This is a genomic window from Streptococcus mitis (assembly GCF_002096925.1).
GTDB classification, from domain to species: Bacteria; Bacillota; Bacilli; order Lactobacillales; family Streptococcaceae; genus Streptococcus; species Streptococcus mitis_AF.
Window position 1 is genome coordinate 19,123 of record NZ_NCVN01000001.1, and the last position, 18,575, is coordinate 37,697.

At 41.0% G+C, this 18,575-nt stretch carries 16 protein-coding genes; all 16 read left to right on the forward strand.

Features of this window, described 5'->3' with window-relative positions; all coding sequences use genetic code 11:
• Positions 1 to 4 precede the first annotated feature (4 nt).
• Complete coding sequence (recN, locus tag B7692_RS00090) at positions 5 to 1,672, forward strand: DNA repair protein RecN (RefSeq protein ID WP_084929546.1); 1,668 nt, start codon at positions 5 to 7, stop codon at positions 1,670 to 1,672.
• Position 1,673: 1 nt separating this feature from the next.
• On the forward strand, positions 1,674 to 2,402 hold the full coding sequence (locus B7692_RS00095) for a metallophosphoesterase family protein (protein WP_045611522.1): 729 nt from the start codon (positions 1,674 to 1,676) through the stop codon (positions 2,400 to 2,402).
• A gap of 78 nt (positions 2,403 to 2,480) precedes the next feature.
• Entirely contained in the window at positions 2,481 to 4,304 is a 1,824-nt protein-coding gene (gene lepA / locus B7692_RS00100; protein WP_001047207.1) for a translation elongation factor 4, read from the forward strand.
• 138 nt (positions 4,305 to 4,442) lie between these two features.
• On the forward strand, positions 4,443 to 5,291 hold the full coding sequence (dprA, locus tag B7692_RS00105) for a DNA-processing protein DprA (RefSeq protein WP_084929547.1): 849 nt from the start codon (positions 4,443 to 4,445) through the stop codon (positions 5,289 to 5,291).
• 117 nt (positions 5,292 to 5,408) lie between these two features.
• Positions 5,409 to 7,496, forward strand: coding sequence for a type I DNA topoisomerase (gene topA, locus B7692_RS00110; RefSeq protein ID WP_084929548.1), 2,088 nt, complete (start codon positions 5,409 to 5,411; stop codon positions 7,494 to 7,496).
• Positions 7,497 to 7,601: 105 nt separating this feature from the next.
• Complete coding sequence (locus tag B7692_RS00115; RefSeq protein WP_084929549.1) at positions 7,602 to 7,961, forward strand: YbaN family protein; 360 nt, start codon at positions 7,602 to 7,604, stop codon at positions 7,959 to 7,961.
• A 92-nt stretch (positions 7,962 to 8,053) separates the two neighbouring features.
• On the forward strand, positions 8,054 to 8,686 hold the full coding sequence (locus B7692_RS00120) for a copper homeostasis protein CutC (protein ID WP_084929550.1): 633 nt from the start codon (positions 8,054 to 8,056) through the stop codon (positions 8,684 to 8,686).
• A gap of 43 nt (positions 8,687 to 8,729) precedes the next feature.
• Positions 8,730 to 9,386, forward strand: a complete 657-nt coding sequence (locus B7692_RS00125; RefSeq protein ID WP_084929551.1) for an MmcQ/YjbR family DNA-binding protein — start codon at positions 8,730 to 8,732, stop codon at positions 9,384 to 9,386.
• Between the two features lie 304 nt (positions 9,387 to 9,690).
• Positions 9,691 to 11,253: a 2-isopropylmalate synthase gene (locus B7692_RS00130; protein ID WP_084929552.1), complete on the forward strand. Its 1,563-nt coding sequence runs from the start codon at positions 9,691 to 9,693 to the stop codon at positions 11,251 to 11,253.
• 11 nt (positions 11,254 to 11,264) lie between these two features.
• The gene (leuB, locus tag B7692_RS00135; RefSeq protein WP_084929553.1) at positions 11,265 to 12,302 is read left to right on the forward strand and encodes a 3-isopropylmalate dehydrogenase; all 1,038 of its coding nucleotides are present in this window, start codon (positions 11,265 to 11,267) and stop codon (positions 12,300 to 12,302) included.
• A complete protein-coding gene (locus B7692_RS00140) occupies positions 12,299 to 12,568 on the forward strand; it encodes a DUF1294 domain-containing protein (RefSeq protein WP_084929554.1) in 270 nt (89 codons plus the stop codon). The genes leuB and B7692_RS00140 overlap by 4 nt, the downstream gene beginning before the upstream one ends.
• 3 nt (positions 12,569 to 12,571) lie before the next feature.
• On the forward strand, positions 12,572 to 13,954 hold the full coding sequence (leuC, locus tag B7692_RS00145; RefSeq protein WP_084929555.1) for a 3-isopropylmalate dehydratase large subunit: 1,383 nt from the start codon (positions 12,572 to 12,574) through the stop codon (positions 13,952 to 13,954).
• 9 nt (positions 13,955 to 13,963) lie between these two features.
• Positions 13,964 to 14,557: a 3-isopropylmalate dehydratase small subunit gene (leuD, locus tag B7692_RS00150; RefSeq protein WP_000410620.1), complete on the forward strand. Its 594-nt coding sequence runs from the start codon at positions 13,964 to 13,966 to the stop codon at positions 14,555 to 14,557.
• A 25-nt stretch (positions 14,558 to 14,582) separates the two neighbouring features.
• Entirely contained in the window at positions 14,583 to 15,362 is a 780-nt protein-coding gene (locus B7692_RS00155) for an L-threonylcarbamoyladenylate synthase (RefSeq protein WP_000160498.1), read from the forward strand.
• 163 nt (positions 15,363 to 15,525) lie between these two features.
• Complete coding sequence (locus tag B7692_RS00160; protein WP_192855457.1) at positions 15,526 to 17,166, forward strand: McrB family protein; 1,641 nt, start codon at positions 15,526 to 15,528, stop codon at positions 17,164 to 17,166.
• A complete protein-coding gene (locus B7692_RS00165; RefSeq protein WP_192855458.1) occupies positions 17,153 to 18,469 on the forward strand; it encodes an McrC family protein in 1,317 nt (438 codons plus the stop codon). Before B7692_RS00160 ends, B7692_RS00165 begins: the two co-directional genes overlap by 14 nt.
• The last annotated feature ends 106 nt before the right edge of the window (positions 18,470 to 18,575 follow it).

Genomic DNA, 18,575 nt, shown 5'->3' on the forward strand with positions numbered 1-18,575 from the left:
CTATATGTTACTTGAAATTTCGATAAAAAACTTTGCCATTATTGAGGCTATTTCCCTCAATTTTGAAAAGGGGATGACTGTCCTGACTGGTGAAACGGGTGCAGGGAAGTCGATTATCATTGATGCCATGAATATGATGTTGGGAGCTCGTGCGACGACAGATGTTATTCGTCATGGTGCGCCAAAGGCAGAGATAGAGGGGCTTTTCTCAGTTGAGAATAGTCGCCTTTTACAGGAAATTTTTGATGAGCAAGGTTTAGAAATGGGTGATGAAATTATCATCCGTCGAGAAATTCTGCAAAATGGTCGTAGTATTAGCCGTGTGAATGGCCAGATGGTTAATCTGTCTGTTTTGCGTGCTATTGGACAACATCTAGTAGATATTCATGGTCAGCATGACCAAGAGGAATTAATGCGTCCCCAACTTCATATCCAGATGTTGGATGAATTTGGTGATGCAACTTTTTGGGAATTGAAAGAAACCTATCAGACGAGTTTTGATGCCTACCGTAAAATGCGTAAGCAGGTTCTGGAAGTCAAGAAAAACCAACAGGAACACAAGGCACGTATCGAAATGTTGGAATTTCAAATGGCAGAGATTGAGGCAGCAAACTTGCAAGCAGGTGAAGACTTGACTCTCAATCAAGAGCGAGATAAACTTCTAAACCATAAAAATATTGCGGATACGTTGACCAATGCCTATAGTATGTTGGACAATGAAGAGTTCTCGAGTCTGGCCAATGTTCGTTCGGCCATGAATGATATGGAGAGTGTCGAAGAGTATGACCCTGACTACCGTGAAATTTCAAGCTCTCTGTCTGAGACCTACTATGTCTTAGAAGACATTAGCAAGCGTTTAGAAGCTATCATTGAGGACCTTGATTTTGACGGCAATCGTCTCATGCAGGTTGAGAATCGTTTGGACCTCCTTCATACCATTACCCGTAAATATGGTGGGACTGTTGATGATGTCTTGCTTTACTTTGCTAAGATTACGGAAGAGTACAATCTCTTGACAGGCAATAATCTTTCTTCTGAAGACATGGAAGCAGAGCTCAAGAAATTGGAAGTTAATCTTGTTGATTTGGCTGGTCAACTTGCATCTGCTCGTCATGACTTAGCTCAGCAGCTTGAAGCTGAGATTAAACAAGAACTGCAAGACCTCTATATGGAAAAAGCCCAGTTTCAGGTTCGTTTTAGCAAGGGCAAATTCAGTCGTGAGGGAAATGAAATGGTTGAGTTTTACATTTCAACCAACCCTGGCGAAGACTTTAAACCCTTGGTCAAGGTTGCATCTGGTGGGGAATTATCTCGTCTCATGCTAGCCATTAAGTCTGCCTTTTCACGTAAAGAGGGCAAGACAAGTATTGTCTTTGATGAGGTGGATACGGGAGTTTCAGGTCGTGTAGCTCAGGCCATTGCACAGAAGATTCACAAGATTGGCCAACATGGTCAGGTTCTGGCTATTTCCCATTTGCCACAAGTGATTGCGATTGCGGATTATCAATTCTTTATTGAGAAGATTAGTAATGACCATTCAACAGTTTCGACTGTTCGTCTCTTGACTGTTGAAGAGCGAGTGGAGGAAGTTGCCAAGATGTTGGCAGGTGATGATGTGACGGAAGCAGCCCTGACGCAAGCCAGAGAATTGTTGAGAAACAGGGAGAAATAAGATGACAGACTATTATGTAATTGGAGATGTTCACGGAAAAGCTGGGATGCTGGAAGACCTTCTCAAAACATGGGATGGTCAGACCCAGTTGCTCTTTCTAGGGGATTTGATTGACCGCGGTGAAGATAGTCGCCGTGTTCTAGAAATGGTTAAGGACTTAGTGGACAATCAAGGGGCGATCTGTTTGTCAGGAAACCACGAGTATATGTTTCTGACTTGGCTCGATAACCCAGAAGAAAGTTATGACCACTATCGTCGTAATGGTGGAGATACAACTATTAACTCTATCCTAGGTCGTCCCTTGGATGCCCCAGTTGATGGAGTAGAAGATGCCCAGCGTGTTGCTACTGAAGCGGCAGATTTGGTCGAATTTATTCGTCAAATGCCATTTGTAGTAGAGACAGACAAGTATATCTTTGTTCATGCAGGTATTGATTTAACCTTGGATGATTGGCATGAAACCACAGATTATAAAAAAGTCTGGCTTAGAAAACCATTCCACGAAGCAGAAAATCATACTGGGAAAACCATTGTCTTTGGTCACACACCGGTTTATGGTTTGTTAAAGCAAGAACGAGGTACAGCTGAGCTTTGGACTACAGAAGATGGTAAGATTGGGATGGACGGAGGAGCTGTCTATGGTGGTGTCCTTCACGGGATTGTCTTTACTGACCAAGGAATGACAGAACATCACTTTATTGAAAATGACGGCTTTGTCGCTGAAGATTAGTACTCCTAGCAGGGTATGGTCTTGTCAAAATGTCAAAAACAATTTATAATAAATAGATACCCTGAAAGGAAGAGAATCATGAACTTAGAAGAATTGAAAAAACGACAGGAGAAGATCCGTAACTTCTCTATTATCGCCCATATTGACCACGGGAAATCGACTCTAGCAGACCGCATTTTGGAAAAGACAGAGACAGTTTCCAGTCGTGAAATGCAAGCTCAGCTTTTAGATAGCATGGATCTAGAACGGGAACGTGGGATTACCATTAAGTTGAATGCCATCGAGCTGAATTATACTGCTAAAGATGGGGAAACTTATATTTTCCACTTGATTGACACGCCGGGGCACGTAGACTTCACCTATGAAGTTTCACGTTCGCTAGCTGCCTGTGAGGGAGCGATTTTGGTCGTCGATGCTGCCCAAGGGATTGAGGCTCAAACCCTTGCCAACGTTTATCTGGCCTTGGACAATGATTTGGAAATCATGCCAGTCATTAACAAAATTGACCTACCAGCTGCAGACCCTGAGCGCGTGCGTACAGAGATTGAAGATGTCATTGGTTTGGATGCCAGTGAAGCAGTTTTGGCATCAGCTAAAGCTGGTATTGGTATCGAAGAAATTCTAGAGCAAATCGTAGAAAAAGTGCCAGCTCCAACAGGTGATGTGACGGCGCCTCTTAAGGCCTTGATTTTCGACTCGGTTTACGATGCCTACCGTGGGGTTATTCTTCAAGTGCGTGTCATGGATGGGGTGGTTAAACCTGGCGATAAGATTCAGCTTATGAGCAATGGCAAGACTTTTGATGTTACGGAAGTCGGTATCTTTACACCCAAGGCAGTTGGTCGTGATTTCCTTGCGACTGGTGACGTTGGTTATATTGCAGCTTCTATCAAAACGGTTCAGGACACTCGTGTGGGTGATACCGTTACCTTGGCAACCAATCCTGCGGCAGAGCCATTACATGGTTACAAACAGATGAATCCTATGGTCTTTGCGGGTCTATATCCTATCGAGTCAAACAAGTACAATGACCTACGTGAAGCCCTTGAAAAATTGCAACTGAATGATGCTAGTCTCCAATTTGAACCAGAAACATCTCAGGCACTTGGATTTGGTTTCCGTTGTGGTTTCCTTGGACTTCTCCATATGGATGTTATCCAAGAACGTTTGGAACGTGAGTTCAACATCGACCTCATCATGACAGCTCCATCCGTTATCTATAAGGTTAATTTGACCGATGGTGAGTCTATGGATGTGTCAAATCCATCTGAGTTCCCAGATCCTACCAAGATTGCGACCATTGAAGAGCCTTATGTTAAGGCGCAAATCATGGTGCCGCAAGAGTTTGTTGGAGCAGTCATGGAGCTAGCTCAGCGCAAGCGTGGGGACTTTGTGACTATGGATTATATCGATGATAACCGTGTTAATGTCATCTATCAAATTCCACTTGCTGAAATCGTCTTCGACTTCTTTGATAAACTCAAGTCTTCGACACGTGGTTACGCTAGCTTTGACTACGAATTGTCAGAGTATCGTCCATCTAAGCTGGTCAAAATGGATATCCTTCTCAACGGAGACAAGGTGGACGCCCTCAGCTTTATCGTTCACAAGGACTTTGCCTACGAACGTGGGAAACTCATCGTTGATAAACTTAAGAAAATTATTCCTCGTCAACAATTTGAGGTTCCTATCCAAGCAGCAATTGGACACAAGATTGTCGCTCGTACTGATATCAAGGCCCTTCGTAAGAACGTACTTGCCAAGTGTTACGGTGGTGACGTTTCTCGTAAACGCAAACTCCTTGAAAAACAAAAAGCTGGTAAGAAACGCATGAAAGCTATCGGATCAGTAGAAGTTCCACAAGAAGCCTTCCTTAGCGTCTTGAGTATGGATGAAGAGTAGAAGTATAAAGAAAAGCATTTTATTGTTGACATACTTTAAATGTCAAACAACAAAGATAAATAAAAGAAGATCAAATGGTCTTCTTTTTTATTTGTTTTACGAATAAATAGATGAGTAGAAAAAGAAATGGAGTTATTTATGAAAATCACAAACTATGAAATCTATAAGTTAAAAAAATCAGGTTTGACCAATCAACAGGTTTTGGCAGTTCTAGAATACGGTGAAAATGTTGATCAAGAACTGTTGTTAGGTGATATTGCAGAAATTTCAGGTTGCCGAAATCCAGCTGTTTTTATGGAACGTTATTTTCAGATAGACGATACGCATTTGGAGAAGGAGTTTCAAAAATTTCCATCTTTCTCTATTTTAGATGACTGTTATCCTTGGGATTTGAGTGAAATATATGATGCGCCTGTACTTTTATTTTACAAGGGAAACCTGGATCTCTTGAAATTTCCTAAGGTAGCAGTCGTGGGAAGTCGTGCTTGTAGCAAACAGGGGGCTAAGTCAGTTGAAAAAGTCATTCAAGGCTTGGAAAATGAACTGGTTATTGTCAGTGGATTAGCCAAGGGGATTGATACAGCAGCTCATATGGCAGCTCTTCAGAATGGCGGAAAAACCATTGCAGTGATTGGGACAGGTCTGGATGTATTTTATCCTAAAGCCAATAAACGTTTGCAAGATTACATCGGCAATGAGCATCTGGTTCTCAGTGAATATGGACCTGCAGAACAACCTCTGAAATTTCATTTTCCTGCCCGAAATCGTATCATTGCTGGACTTTGTCGAGGTGTGATTGTAGCAGAGGCTAAGATGCGTTCAGGTAGTCTCATTACTTGTGAGCGAGCAATGGAAGAAGGTCGTGATGTTTTTGCTATTCCTGGTAGCATTTTAGATGGACTATCAGACGGTTGCCATCATTTGATTCAAGAAGGTGCAAAATTGGTCACCAGTGGGCAGGATGTTCTTGCGGAATTTGAATTTTAAGACAAAATTTTTCTTTCTTAAACAACTTTTCTTCTATATATAGGAGCTAAGTCTTGACAGTTATGGCAAAATGGTTTACACTTTATAAAGTTTATTACTTTGAAAAGGTGTGATACTGTGGCTACGGCAACAAAAAAGAAAAAATCAACAGTTAAAAAAAATTTAGTAATCGTGGAGTCACCTGCTAAGGCCAAGACGATTGAAAAATATCTCGGCAGAAACTATAAGGTTTTAGCCAGTGTCGGGCATATCCGTGATTTGAAGAAATCCAGTATGTCAGTCGATATTGAAAATAATTATGAACCGCAATATATCAATATCCGAGGAAAAGGACCTCTTATCAATGACTTGAAAAAAGAAGCCAAAAAAGCTAATAAAGTCTTTCTGGCGAGTGACCCGGATCGTGAAGGAGAAGCGATTTCTTGGCACTTGGCTCATATTCTCAACTTGGATGAAAATGATGCCAACCGTGTGGTCTTCAATGAAATCACCAAGGATGCTGTCAAAAATGCTTTTAAAGAACCTCGCAAGATTGATATGGACTTGGTCGATGCCCAACAGGCACGTCGTGTCCTGGACCGCTTGGTAGGCTATTCGATTTCTCCTATTTTGTGGAAGAAGGTTAAGAAGGGCTTGTCAGCAGGTCGCGTTCAATCTATTGCGCTTAAGTTAATCATTGATCGTGAGAATGAAATCAACGCCTTCCAGCCAGAAGAATATTGGACAATTGATAGTGTCTTCAAAAAGGGAACCAAGCAATTTCAGGCTTCCTTCTATGGAGTAGATGGCAAAAAGTTGAAACTAACTAGCAATGATGAGGTCAAGGAAGTCTTGTCTCGTCTGACGAGTAAAGACTTTTCAGTGGATCAGGTAGATAAGAAAGAGCGCAAACGCAATGCTCCTTTACCCTATACCACTTCATCGATGCAGATGGACGCTGCCAATAAAATTAACTTCCGTACTCGAAAGACTATGATGGTTGCCCAACAGCTCTATGAAGGGATTAATATCGGTTCTGGTGTTCAAGGTTTGATTACCTATATGCGTACCGATTCGACCCGTATTAGTCCTGTAGCGCAAAATGAAGCAGCAAGTTTCATTACGGACCGTTTTGGTAGCAAGTATTCTAAGCATGGCAGCAAGGTTAAAAATGCTTCTGGAGCTCAGGATGCCCACGAGGCTATTCGCCCATCTAGCGTCTTTAATACACCTGAAAGCATCGCTAAGTATCTTGATAAGGATCAGCTCAAGCTTTATACTCTTATCTGGAATCGTTTTGTAGCTAGCCAGATGACAGCTGCTGTCTTTGATACCATGGCTGTTAAATTGTCTCAAAATGGTGTTCAATTTGCTGCCAATGGTAGTCAGGTTAAGTTTGATGGTTATCTTGCCATTTATAATGATTCTGATAAGAATAAGATGTTACCAGATATGGCTGTTGGAGATGTGGTTAAGCAGATTAATAGCAAACCAGAGCAACATTTCACTCAACCGCCTGCTCGCTATTCTGAAGCGACCCTGATCAAGACCTTGGAGGAAAATGGGGTTGGACGTCCGTCAACCTACGCACCGACCATTGAAACCATTCAGAAACGTTATTATGTTCGCCTTACAGCCAAACGCTTTGAACCGACAGAGTTGGGAGAAATTGTTAACAAGCTTATCGTTGAATATTTCCCAGATATCGTAAACGTGACCTTCACAGCTGAAATGGAAGGCAAGCTTGATGACGTTGAAGTTGGAAAAGAGCAGTGGCAACGTGTCATTGATGCCTTTTACAAACCTTTCTCCAAAGAGGTTGCAAAGGCTGAAGAAGAAATGGAAAAAATCCAAATCAAGGATGAACCAGCTGGATTTGACTGTGAAGTGTGTGGCAGTCCAATGGTTATTAAACTTGGTCGATTTGGTAAGTTCTACGCTTGTAGCAATTTCCCAGATTGCCGTCATACCCAAGCAATCGTGAAAGAAATCGGTGTTGAGTGTCCAAGTTGTCATCAAGGACAAATCATTGAACGTAAAACAAAACGTAACCGCCTCTTCTATGGTTGTAATCGCTATCCAGAATGTGAATTTACCTCTTGGGACAAGCCTGTTGGTCGTGAGTGTCCAAAATGTGGCAACTTCCTCATGGAGAAAAAAGTCCGTGGTGGTGGCAAGCAGGTTGTTTGCAGTAATGGTGATTACGAAGAAGAAAAGATTAAATAAGAGGAGAGTCCTGAAAGTGAATTTCAGGCTCTTTTTGGTTAGAACTTGACAAAATTCATCATTATATGCGAAACTAGAAGAAGATTATTTTAACTAGGAGAAGTTATGCGTTTTATCTATTTGATCATTGGTTTTTTATCACTAGCCTTGGCTATTGTTGGGGTTGTCTTGCCCTTGTTGCCCACAACTCCCTTTCTTTTGTTGTCTATTGCTTGTTTCTCCAGAAGTTCCAAGCGCTTCGAAGACTGGCTTTACCATACCAAGCTCTATCAAGCATATGTAGCTGATTTTCGTGAGACTAAGTCTATTGCGCGTGAACGTAAGAAAAAGATTATCGTCTCTATCTACATTCTCATGGGAATTTCTATTTATTTTGCCCCTCTCTTACCAGTCAAAATCGGTCTGGGAGCTTTGACCATCTTTATCACTTATTATCTCTTCAAGGTCATTCCAGACAAAGAATAGTTAAAATAATAGTTATTTTCCTTGATATAAATGAAAGTATATTCACAACAATATGATATAATAAATTTAAAGTAATAATCAAGGAGAATCAAATGATTTACGAATTTTGTGCTGAAAATGTGACCTTGCTTGAAAAAGCGATGCAGGCTGGAGCTCGTCGAATCGAACTCTGTGATAATCTTGCAGTTGGTGGGACAACCCCCAGCTATGGAGTGACCAAGGCAGCGGTTGAACTGGCTTCTGACTACGATACGACCATCATGACCATGATTCGTCCACGTGGTGGCGACTTTGTCTATAATGAACTAGAAATTGCTATCATGCTAGAAGACATTCGTTTGACTGCTCAGGCGGGAAGTCAAGGAGTTGTATTTGGAGCTTTAACTGCTGATAAGGAGTTGGATAAGCCTAATCTGGAGAAATTGATAGCTGCATCAAAAGGAATGGAAATTGTCTTCCACATGGCCTTTGATGAATTGAGCGATGATGATCAACTGGAAGCTATTGACTGGCTCAGTCAAGCTGGAGCCACTCGTATCCTAACTCGTGCTGGTGTATCTGGTGACTCCTTAGAAAAACGTTTTGCCCACTATCACAGAATTTTGGAGCACGCTAAAGGTAAGATTGAAATTCTACCAGGTGGAGGGATTGACTTGGACAACCGTCAAACCTTTATTGACCAGTTGGGCGTGACACAATTGCACGGAACCAAGGTTGTCTTTTAAAAAATAGAAAGGAACTGCTAGCTTTGGGTAGCAGTTTTCACTTATGTTTGAAATTTTTAAATCCTATCAGTTTAATCAAGAAAAGGCTCGTGTCTATGGTTTTGTAGAAAATAGTGGAGTCTGGACCTATAGTTGCCAGATTTTGCAGGGTGACTTTGTCATGACTGTGTCCGTCACTGCTACTGATGTGTGCTTTCAAGTCTTTGATCAGGAAACGGGTGACCTCTATCCACAAGTCCATATGGGAAGCATGAGGGGAAGTTTTGTCGGAAATGTCCGTGAGGCTTGTCTGGAGATTCTTCACCAGATTCGGAAGGCTTGTTTTGATGTGCAGGATTTTATTTGTTCTCAGACTAAGCGAATCATGACTCAGGTTCAGGAAAAATATGGTAATCAGCTGGAGTATTTGTGGGAGAAATCGCCTGATACGGCAGTGTTAAGACATGAAGGCAATCAAAAGTGGTATGCCGTTTTGATGAAAATCTTTTGGGATAAGTTGGAAAAGGGCAGAGAAGGACAGGTGGAAGCAGTCAACCTCAAGCATGACCAAGTTGCGGACCTGCTTTCAAAAAAGGGAATTTATCCAGCCTTTCATATGAACAAACGCTACTGGATTAGTGTGCCCCTTGATGATACTTTGTCAGATGAAATGGTACTGGAATTGATAGAAAAAAGTTGGAACTTAACCTCTAAAAAATGAAATATTTCAAGGATTTTCAATTAGCGAAATATTCTCTACTGAAGAAATTTTCAGAAAATATTGGATTTTTTCTTGACAAGTGCTTTTGCCTATGCTAAAATACTAAACAAGATATCAAACGAAGGAGAAAGTCAAACATGAAAACAGCTAAGTTTAATCAATTCGCTTTGTTGTTGAGGTACTCGGGCTAGTGCAAAAAAGCATTAGTCCTGTTTGGCTTACCAAGCGGGAGTGAATCAACATCTCGCTTGGACTTCTGAGCGAGATGTTTTTTTAAAACCACATTTGGAAAAGGGGAAATCTTATGAGAACAGTTGAATTTCTAGATACCAGCCTTCGGGATGGAGAACAGACACCGGGTGTTAATTTTTCAATCAAGGAAAAAATTGCTATCGCAAGGCAGCTGGAGAAATGGGGCATTTCAGCCATTGAAGCTGGTTTTCCAGCGGCTAGCCCAGACTCATTTACGGCAGTGCAGGAGATTGCTAAGGCCTTGAAGAAAACAGCGGTGACTGGTTTGGCACGCTCTGTCAAGTCTGATATTGATGCTTGTTATGAGGCCCTCAAGGATGCCAAGTATCCACAGGTTCACGTCTTTATCGCTACCAGTCCGATTCATCGCAAGTATAAGCTCAATAAGAGCAAGGAAGAGATTTTGGAAGCAATTAGTGAGCATGTTTCCTATGCCCGTTCTAAGTTTGAAGTGGTCGAATTCTCTCCTGAGGATGCAACTAGAACAGAGTTGGATTTCCTCTTGCAAGTTGTTCAAACAGCGGTTGATGCAGGGGCGTCTTATATCAATATCCCTGACACGGTTGGATTTACCACACCAGAGGAATACGGAGCTATCTTCAAACACTTGATTGAGAATGTCAAGACAGATCGTCAGATTATCTATTCGCCTCACTGTCATGATGACCTCGGAATGGCAGTGGCAAATAGCCTTGCCGCTGTCAAGAATGGGGCAGGTCGTGTTGAAGGGACTATCAATGGTATCGGGGAACGAGCTGGGAATGCTGCTCTTGAAGAAATTGCAGTGGCTCTCAACATTCGCCAAGATTACTATCAAGCAGAGACCAGTATTGTCCTAAATGAGACTATCAATACGTCAGAAATGGTTTCTCGCTTCTCAGGAATTCCAGTTCCTAAAAACAAGGCCGTCGTTGGAGGTAATGCCTTCTCTCACGAATCTGGTATTCACCAAGACGGAGTCCTTAAAAATCCTCTTACCTATGAAATCATCACTCCTGAATTGGTCGGTGTCAAGAGTAATAGTCTTCCGCTTGGAAAATTGTCTGGTCGCCATGCCTTTGTCGAGAAACTAAGAGAATTGGCCCTAGACTTTACAGAAGAGGACATCAAACCACTCTTTGCGAAGTTCAAGGCACTGGCCGATAAGAAACAAGAAATCACAGATGCAGATATTCGTGCTCTGGTAGCTGGAACCATGGTTGAAAATCCAGAAGGCTTCCACTTTGATGATTTACAACTGCAAACCCATGCAGATAATGACATTGAAGCAATCGTTATCCTAGCCAATATGGATGGTGAAAAAGTCGAATTTAATGCGTCAGGACAAGGTTCTGTTGAAGCAATATTTAACGCTATCGATAAGTTCTTTAACCAATCCGTTCGCTTGGTGTCTTACACTATTGACGCTGTGACGGATGGAATTGATGCCCAAGCTCGGGTTTTGGTCACTGTTGAAAATAGAGATACAGAAACCATCTTTAATGCAGCAGGTCTGGATTTCGATGTGTTGAAGGCTTCTGCTATTGCCTATATCAATGCTAATACCTTTGTTCAAAAAGAGAATGCTGGTGAGATGGGACGCAGTGTTTCCTATCGTGACATGCCAAGTGTGTAAAGGAGGACGCTATGACAAAGAAAATAGTTGCTCTAGCAGGGGACGGAATTGGCCCAGAAATCATGGAGGCTGGTTTAGAGATTCTGGAAGCTCTAGCTGAAAAAACAGGTTTTGACTATGAGATTGATAGACGACCTTTTGGAGGTGCAGGTATCGATGCTGCAGGGCATCCCTTACCTGATGAAACCCTCAAGGTATGTCGTGAAGCAGATGCCATTCTTCTAGCGGCTATCGGTAGTCCTCAGTATGATGGAGCAGCGGTTCGGCCTGAACAAGGCTTGCTGGCTCTCCGCAAGGAACTCAATCTCTATGCTAATATTCGCCCTGTAAAAATCTTTGACAGTCTCAAGCATTTGTCACCTCTCAAACCGGAACGAATTGCTGGTGTGGACTTTATCGTGGTGCGTGAGTTGACAGGTGGGATTTATTTTGGGGATCATATCCTTGAAGAAAGAAAAGCGCGTGATATCAACGACTACAGCTATGAGGAAGTGGAGCGAATTATTCGTAAAGCCTTTGAAATCGCAAGAAATCGGAGAAAAATTCTTACCAGCATCGATAAGCAAAATGTTCTAGCAACATCAAAACTCTGGCGGAAAGTAGCTGAAAAGGTCGCACAGGATTTCCCAGATGTGACCTTGGAGCACCAGCTAGTCGACTCAGCTGCCATGCTTATGATTACCAATCCTGCTAAGTTTGATGTTATTGTAACGGAGAATCTTTTCGGAGATATTCTCTCGGATGAATCAAGCGTTCTATCTGGTACACTTGGCGTCATGCCATCAGCCAGTCATTCTGAAAATGGACCAAGTCTCTATGAACCTATTCACGGTTCAGCACCTGATATTGCTGGTCAAGGAATTGCCAATCCTATCTCCATGATTTTATCTGTTGCCATGATGTTGAGAGATAGTTTTGGACGTTATGAGGATGCGGAGCGTATCGAACGTGCAGTAGAAGCCAGTTTGGCAGCAGGAATTTTAACGAGAGATATAGGAGGTCAGGCTTCGACCAAGGAAATGACGGAAGCTATTATTGCAAGGTTATGAAGTTAGACGAAAAAATTACTCTAGTCCTTTTGATTTGGAATGTCATGGTTTTCTTGATTTATGGCATTGACAAATCCAAGGCAAGGAGAAGAGTTTGGCGCATCCCTGAGAAAATCTTACTCATTTTATCCCTTACTTGTGGTGGTTTTGGTGCTTGGTTAGCAGGAATCACTTTTCAACACAAGACTCGAAAATGGTATTTTAAAACAGTTTGGTTTCTCGGGATGGTGACTACACTAGTAGCCTTATATTTTATTTGGAGGTAATGGATGGCAGGAAAATCGATTTTTGATAAATTATGGGACCGACATGTCATCACAGGAGAAGAGGGGCAACCCCAACTCATGTATGTGGATCAGCACTATATTCATGAAGTGACCAGCCCTCAAGCCTTTCAAGGTTTGCGAGATACAGGTCGCAGATTGAGACGACCAGATTTGACATTTGGAACCTTTGACCACAATGTCCCGACGGTCAATATCTACGATATTCGAGATGTAATTTCCAAGGCTCAAATTGATAAGCTGGCTGAAAATGTTGAGGAGTTTGGAATTGAACATGCGGCCCACGGTTCAGAAAAGCAGGGGATTGTTCACATGGTTGGTCCAGAAACAGGACGGACCCAACCAGGAAAATTCATTGTCTGTGGAGACAGTCATACAGCAACTCACGGGGCTTTCGGAGCAATCGCTTTTGGAATTGGGACCAGTGAAGTCGAGCATGTCTTCGCTACCCAGACACTCTGGCAGGTCAAACCCAAGAAAATGCTGGTGGAATTTACAGGTGTTCCTCAAAAAGGAGTTTATTCAAAGGATTACATTTTAGCCTTGATTGCCAAGTACGGCGTTGCCTGTGGTGTTGGCTATGTGGTGGAATATCGGGGACAAGCGATTGATGCACTGAGCATGGAAGAGCGAATGACCATCTGCAATATGTCTATCGAGTTTGGTTCTAAGATGGGAATCATGAATCCGGACCAAACCACCTATGATTATCTCAAGGGACGAGAATGTGTTCCAGAAGCTTTCGAAGAGGCTGTGGCTGATTGGAACACAATTGTCAGTGATGATGATGCCGTTTACGATAAGGTTATCCAGATGGATGTCTCAGACTTGGCTCCCATGGTGACCTGGGGAACCAATCCTGCTATGGGTGTCGACTTTGATAGTAGATTTCCAGAAATTAAGGATATGAATGATGAACGAGCCTATAATTACATGGACTTGGAGCCTGGTCAAAAGCCAGCTGATATTGAACTAGGCTATATCTTTATCGGTTCTTGTACAAATGCTCGTCTCAGCGACTTGCAACTGGCTGCGCGATTTATCGAAGGGAAGAAAATAGCACCTAACTTAACGGCTATCGTGGTTCCGGGCTCTCGTCCTGTCAAACGAGCTGCTGAGAAGTTGGGTTTGGATAAGGTTTTCATAGATGCTGGCTTTGAGTGGAGAGACCCAGGTTGTTCTATGTGCCTAGGAATGAATCCGGACAAGGTTCCTGATGGTGTCCACTGCGCTTCAACCAGCAACCGCAACTTTGAAGACAGACAGGGCTTTGGTGCTAAGACCCACCTCTGCAGTCCAGCCATGGCAGCAGCAGCAGCTATTGCAGGGCGCTTTGTAGATGTTCGACAAATGCCAGAAGCTCAGTAAGGAGAGGATATGGAGAAATTTACAGTTTATACGGGAACGACCGTTCCTCTCATGAATGATAACATCGATACCGATCAAATCCTACCTAAGCAGTTTCTCAAGTTAATTGATAAAAAAGGCTTTGGTAAGTACCTCATGTATGCTTGGCGTTATCTGGACGACAAGTATACTGAGGATCCTGACTTTGTCTTTAACCGACCTGAATACCGTAAAGCCAGTATTCTTATTTCAGGGGATAACTTTGGGGCAGGTTCTTCGAGGGAGCACGCCGCTTGGGCTCTAGCGGACTATGGTTTTAAGGTTGTGATTGCAGGGTCTTTTGGGGATATTCATTACAATAATGAACTCAATAATGGCATGTTGCCCATTGTTCAGCCCAGAGAGGTGAGAGAGAAACTAGCCCAATTGAAACCAAGCGATCAGATAACTGTGGACTTGGAACAACAAAAAATCATCTCACCAATTGGAGAATTCACTTTTGAAATCGATAGCGAATGGAAACACAAACTCTTAAATGGTTTGGATGATATCGGAATTACTTTGCAGTATGAAGATTTGATTGCTGCTTATGAAAAACAACGACCAGCCTACTGGCAGGATTAGAAAAAATAGAAAAGGAAATAGAACTATGACAAAACACATTCAATGGAACGGAACACTTTCACAAGAAGGCTATGATATTTTAAAAGGTGAGGGCGGATGTATCGTTTGCCCTACTAAAGTTGGCTACATCATCATGACTAGCGACAAGGCAGGACTTGAGCGCAAGTTCGCAGCTAAAGAACGCAATCGTAACAAACCAGGTGTCGTTCTCTGTGGTAGCATGGATGAGCTCCGTGCTTTAGCACAACTCAACCCAGAAATTGAAGCCTTTTACCAAAAACATTGGGACGAAGATATTCTTCTTGGTTGTATCCTTCCATGGAAACCAGAAGCTTTTGAAAAACTAAAAGCATACGGTGATGGCCGTGAAGAACTGATGACTGACGTTCGTGGTACTAGCTGTTTTGTCATCAAGTTTGGTAAGGCTGGTGAACAATTAGCTGCCAAACTTTGGGAAGAAGGCAAGATGGTCTATGCCTCATCTGCAAACCCATCTGGAAAAGGAAACCGTGGTAAGGTAGAAGGTATCGGAGAACGCATCGAAGGAGCAGTTGACCTTGTCATTGAAGCAGACGACTATGTGGCATCTATCCAGCCCGACAAAACGATTGAAACTCGCTACGAGCAAGGCGTGATGGTGTCTATGGTTGATAAAGACGGCAAACTCATCCCGGAACAAGGAGGAGCACGCTCAACTTCACCAGCTCCAGTAGTTATCCGCAAAGGGCTTGACATTGATAAGATTATGATGCACCTGTCAGACACCTTTAACTCATGGGACTATCGTCAGGGCGAGTATTATTAAGATAAAAAAGAAGTCTAGTAGTATGAGGAGATAAAGTCTCTACACTAGGCTTTTTCTTTAGAAATTCTTTTCTTTTTCTATAGAATATGGTATTCTATTTATAAAATATATGTTAATAAGTAATGCTAATATTTAAACATCATTAGCAAAAGGGGTTAGATTGATGAATAAAAGAAAAGTTAGTTTAGAAGATTTTTATAAATGGTATAGTCTAAATAAAGAAGAGTTATTAAATAAGGCAACTGCTGGTGAAAAGTTTAATGATAAATTAAAAGAAGAGTTTCTCCAGGAATGGCCTTTGAATAGGATTTTAACAATGTCAATCGATGAATATGTAATAGGAAAGGGACAGCAAAATAAGTCTTTATGCTACGCTCTTGAGAAGGGAAAATATAAAAATCTATTTCTTGGAATTTCTGGTGGCTCAGCTTCAAAATTCGGGATTTATTGGAATGAAAAAACAAAGAGTTATAAAGATCAAGGCAATAAAGTCATTCCGCTTTCAGAGTTGGATCAGCGATTTTCAAAATTAAAATCAGATTTGTATGAAATTATCAAAGAAGGTATTCGTTTTAACTTTGAAAATCCTATTTTTGATATGAAAAGATCAACAAATGAATTTATTGGTCGTTCTGCTATGGTGACAAAATTACTTTGTATCTATTCTGAGGGAGATCCTTTCTTTGGTGTAAATATTAATAGTCAGAAAGAATTTTGGAACCACTTTGTTTCTCAGACAAATCAAGGTGGACCTTATCTGCAAAATCATAAAATAATTGAACTGGTGTCTAAAACTTATCCTGAGTTGGAGCCATCGAAATTAGGAACTATGCTTTTTGAGTATTCTAAGCTCTTTATGGAAAATAAGGAAGACAATAGTACAATGGATTCATCAAACAATTTTCGTCATCAATTAACTCAATCTCTATTAAAGTCTCCAAACCTTATCCTCCGTGGGGCACCAGGTACGGGAAAAACACGCTTAGCCAAAGATATAGCCAAAGAGTTAACAAATGGTAATAAAGACCAAATCGGCTTTGTACAGTTTCACCCATCTTATGACTATACGGATTTTGTAGAGGGATTGAGACCGGTATCTAATGGAGATGGTACCATTGAGTTTAAACTAGAGGATGGTATTTTTAAGAAGTTTTGTCAGAAAGCTAGAGACGCTAAGAAAACTGGAGGCCAAGATAATTTCGTCTTCATCATTGATGAGATCAATCGAGGTGAGATTTCTAAGATTTTTGGTGAACTCTTTTTCTCTATTGACCCTGGCTATCGTGGTGAAAAGGGATGTGTTTCTACTCAGTATGCTAATTTACATGAGACTGATGAGAAATTTTATATCCCTGAAAATGTCTATATTATCGGAACTATGAATGATATTGACCGTTCAGTAGATACCTTTGATTTTGCTATGCGTCGTCGCTTCCGTTTTGTTGAAGTTACTGCCGAGAGTCAAGTTGGTATGCTAGACGATGTTCTCGGTGATGAAGCAAAAGAAGCGAAAAAACGTTTAAGAAACTTGAACGCTGCTATTGAAAATATTCAGGAATTAAACAGTCATTACCATATCGGGCCAAGTTATTTCCTTAAGTTGAAGGATGTAGATTTTGACTATGAATTACTCTGGTCTGATTATCTCAAACCACTTTTGGAAGATTATGTACGTGGTTCTTATGAAGAAGTTGAAATTCTTGAAACATTGAAAAAAGCATTCGATTTGACAAAGAATGAGCAAAAAGATCAGGCAGTAGCTGATGATAATGAAGGCGATGAAAACGATGATGCGGATTACTGATAATCAACACAAGATTGTTAAAGAAAAATTTGTTGAAGAATATCCTAAACTAAGCAATCTTCTTTTAGATAGAACCTTGGAAAGTCTATCCCAAGATGAACGTGTTTTCATTTTTCCAAATGATTTGAAGAATTCTCCTGACTTAGAGAAGGACCAAAAAATCTTTGAAACAATTAATCAGAAAATCAAGACTGGAAATGTGATTGGTTTTTTGGGGTGTGGTCAGGAAAGATTAACGATCTCTTCTCGATTTTCGAGTGAAAGTGATGACTATTTTTTACATTATCTATTGCAAAAGGTTCTACATATCAATCTGACTAGTTTAGATGTTGCTTTGTCGCGTGAAGATAGACTCTATCAACTTTTGATGTATCTCTTTTCCAAGTATCTTCAAGCTGCTCTCCGAAAAGGTCTTTATAAGGAATACCATAGATTTTCTCATAACGACAGTCATGTTAAGGGAGTGATTGATGTAAGAAACCATATCAAGAAAAATCTTCCTTTTACGGGAAATATTGCCTATACAACAAGAGAGTTCACCTATGATAATCCCCTCATGCAGCTAATCCGTCACACTATTGAATACATTAAGAATCAGAAAAGCATTGGGCGAGAGGTTCTTGATAATCTCTTAACTAGTCGTGAAAATGTAGCAGAAATCGTGCGGGTAACTCCTTCTTATAAACTAGCTGATCGTGCTAAGATTATTCGACGAAATCAATCTAAACTTTTGCGTCATGCATACTTTCACGAGTACAGAAAGTTACAAGAACTTTGTCTGATGATTCTAAACCAAGAAAAGCACAGTTTAGGGTATCAAGATCAAAAAATCCATGGTATTCTTTTTGATATTGCCTGGCTTTGGGAAGAGTATGTTCATACTTTATTGCCAAAAGATTTCATCCATCCACGAAATAAAGAAAAACTAGGTGGTATTTCGGTATTTTCTGTTGGGAAACGGAAAGTATATCCAGATTTTTATCAAGAAGAGCTTAAAATAGTATTAGATGCTAAGTATAAAAAACTGGAATTGACTGAAAAAGGAATCAACCGTGAGGACTTATTCCAGCTGATTTCCTATTCTTATATTTTGAAAGCTGAGAAGGCTGGTCTTGTTTTTCCGAGCGAGGACAAGGTTATTGATAATGAGATAGGAAAGCTAGCAGGTTATGGAGCTTTGTTAAAGAAATGGTCTATCCAAATTCCTCAGAACTTTTCATCCTATCGTGAATTTTGTGAAATGATGGAAAACTCCGAAGAAATTTTTAAAAGGAATATTACTAAAGAAGTGGGGAGAAAATAATCTCTCCTCTTTCTTTTGTTTTTGATACAAGTGAAATCCGAACAATATATTTTAATTTATAAAATTATTTGACAAAAACTGTACTTTAGTTTATAATGAATTAAGG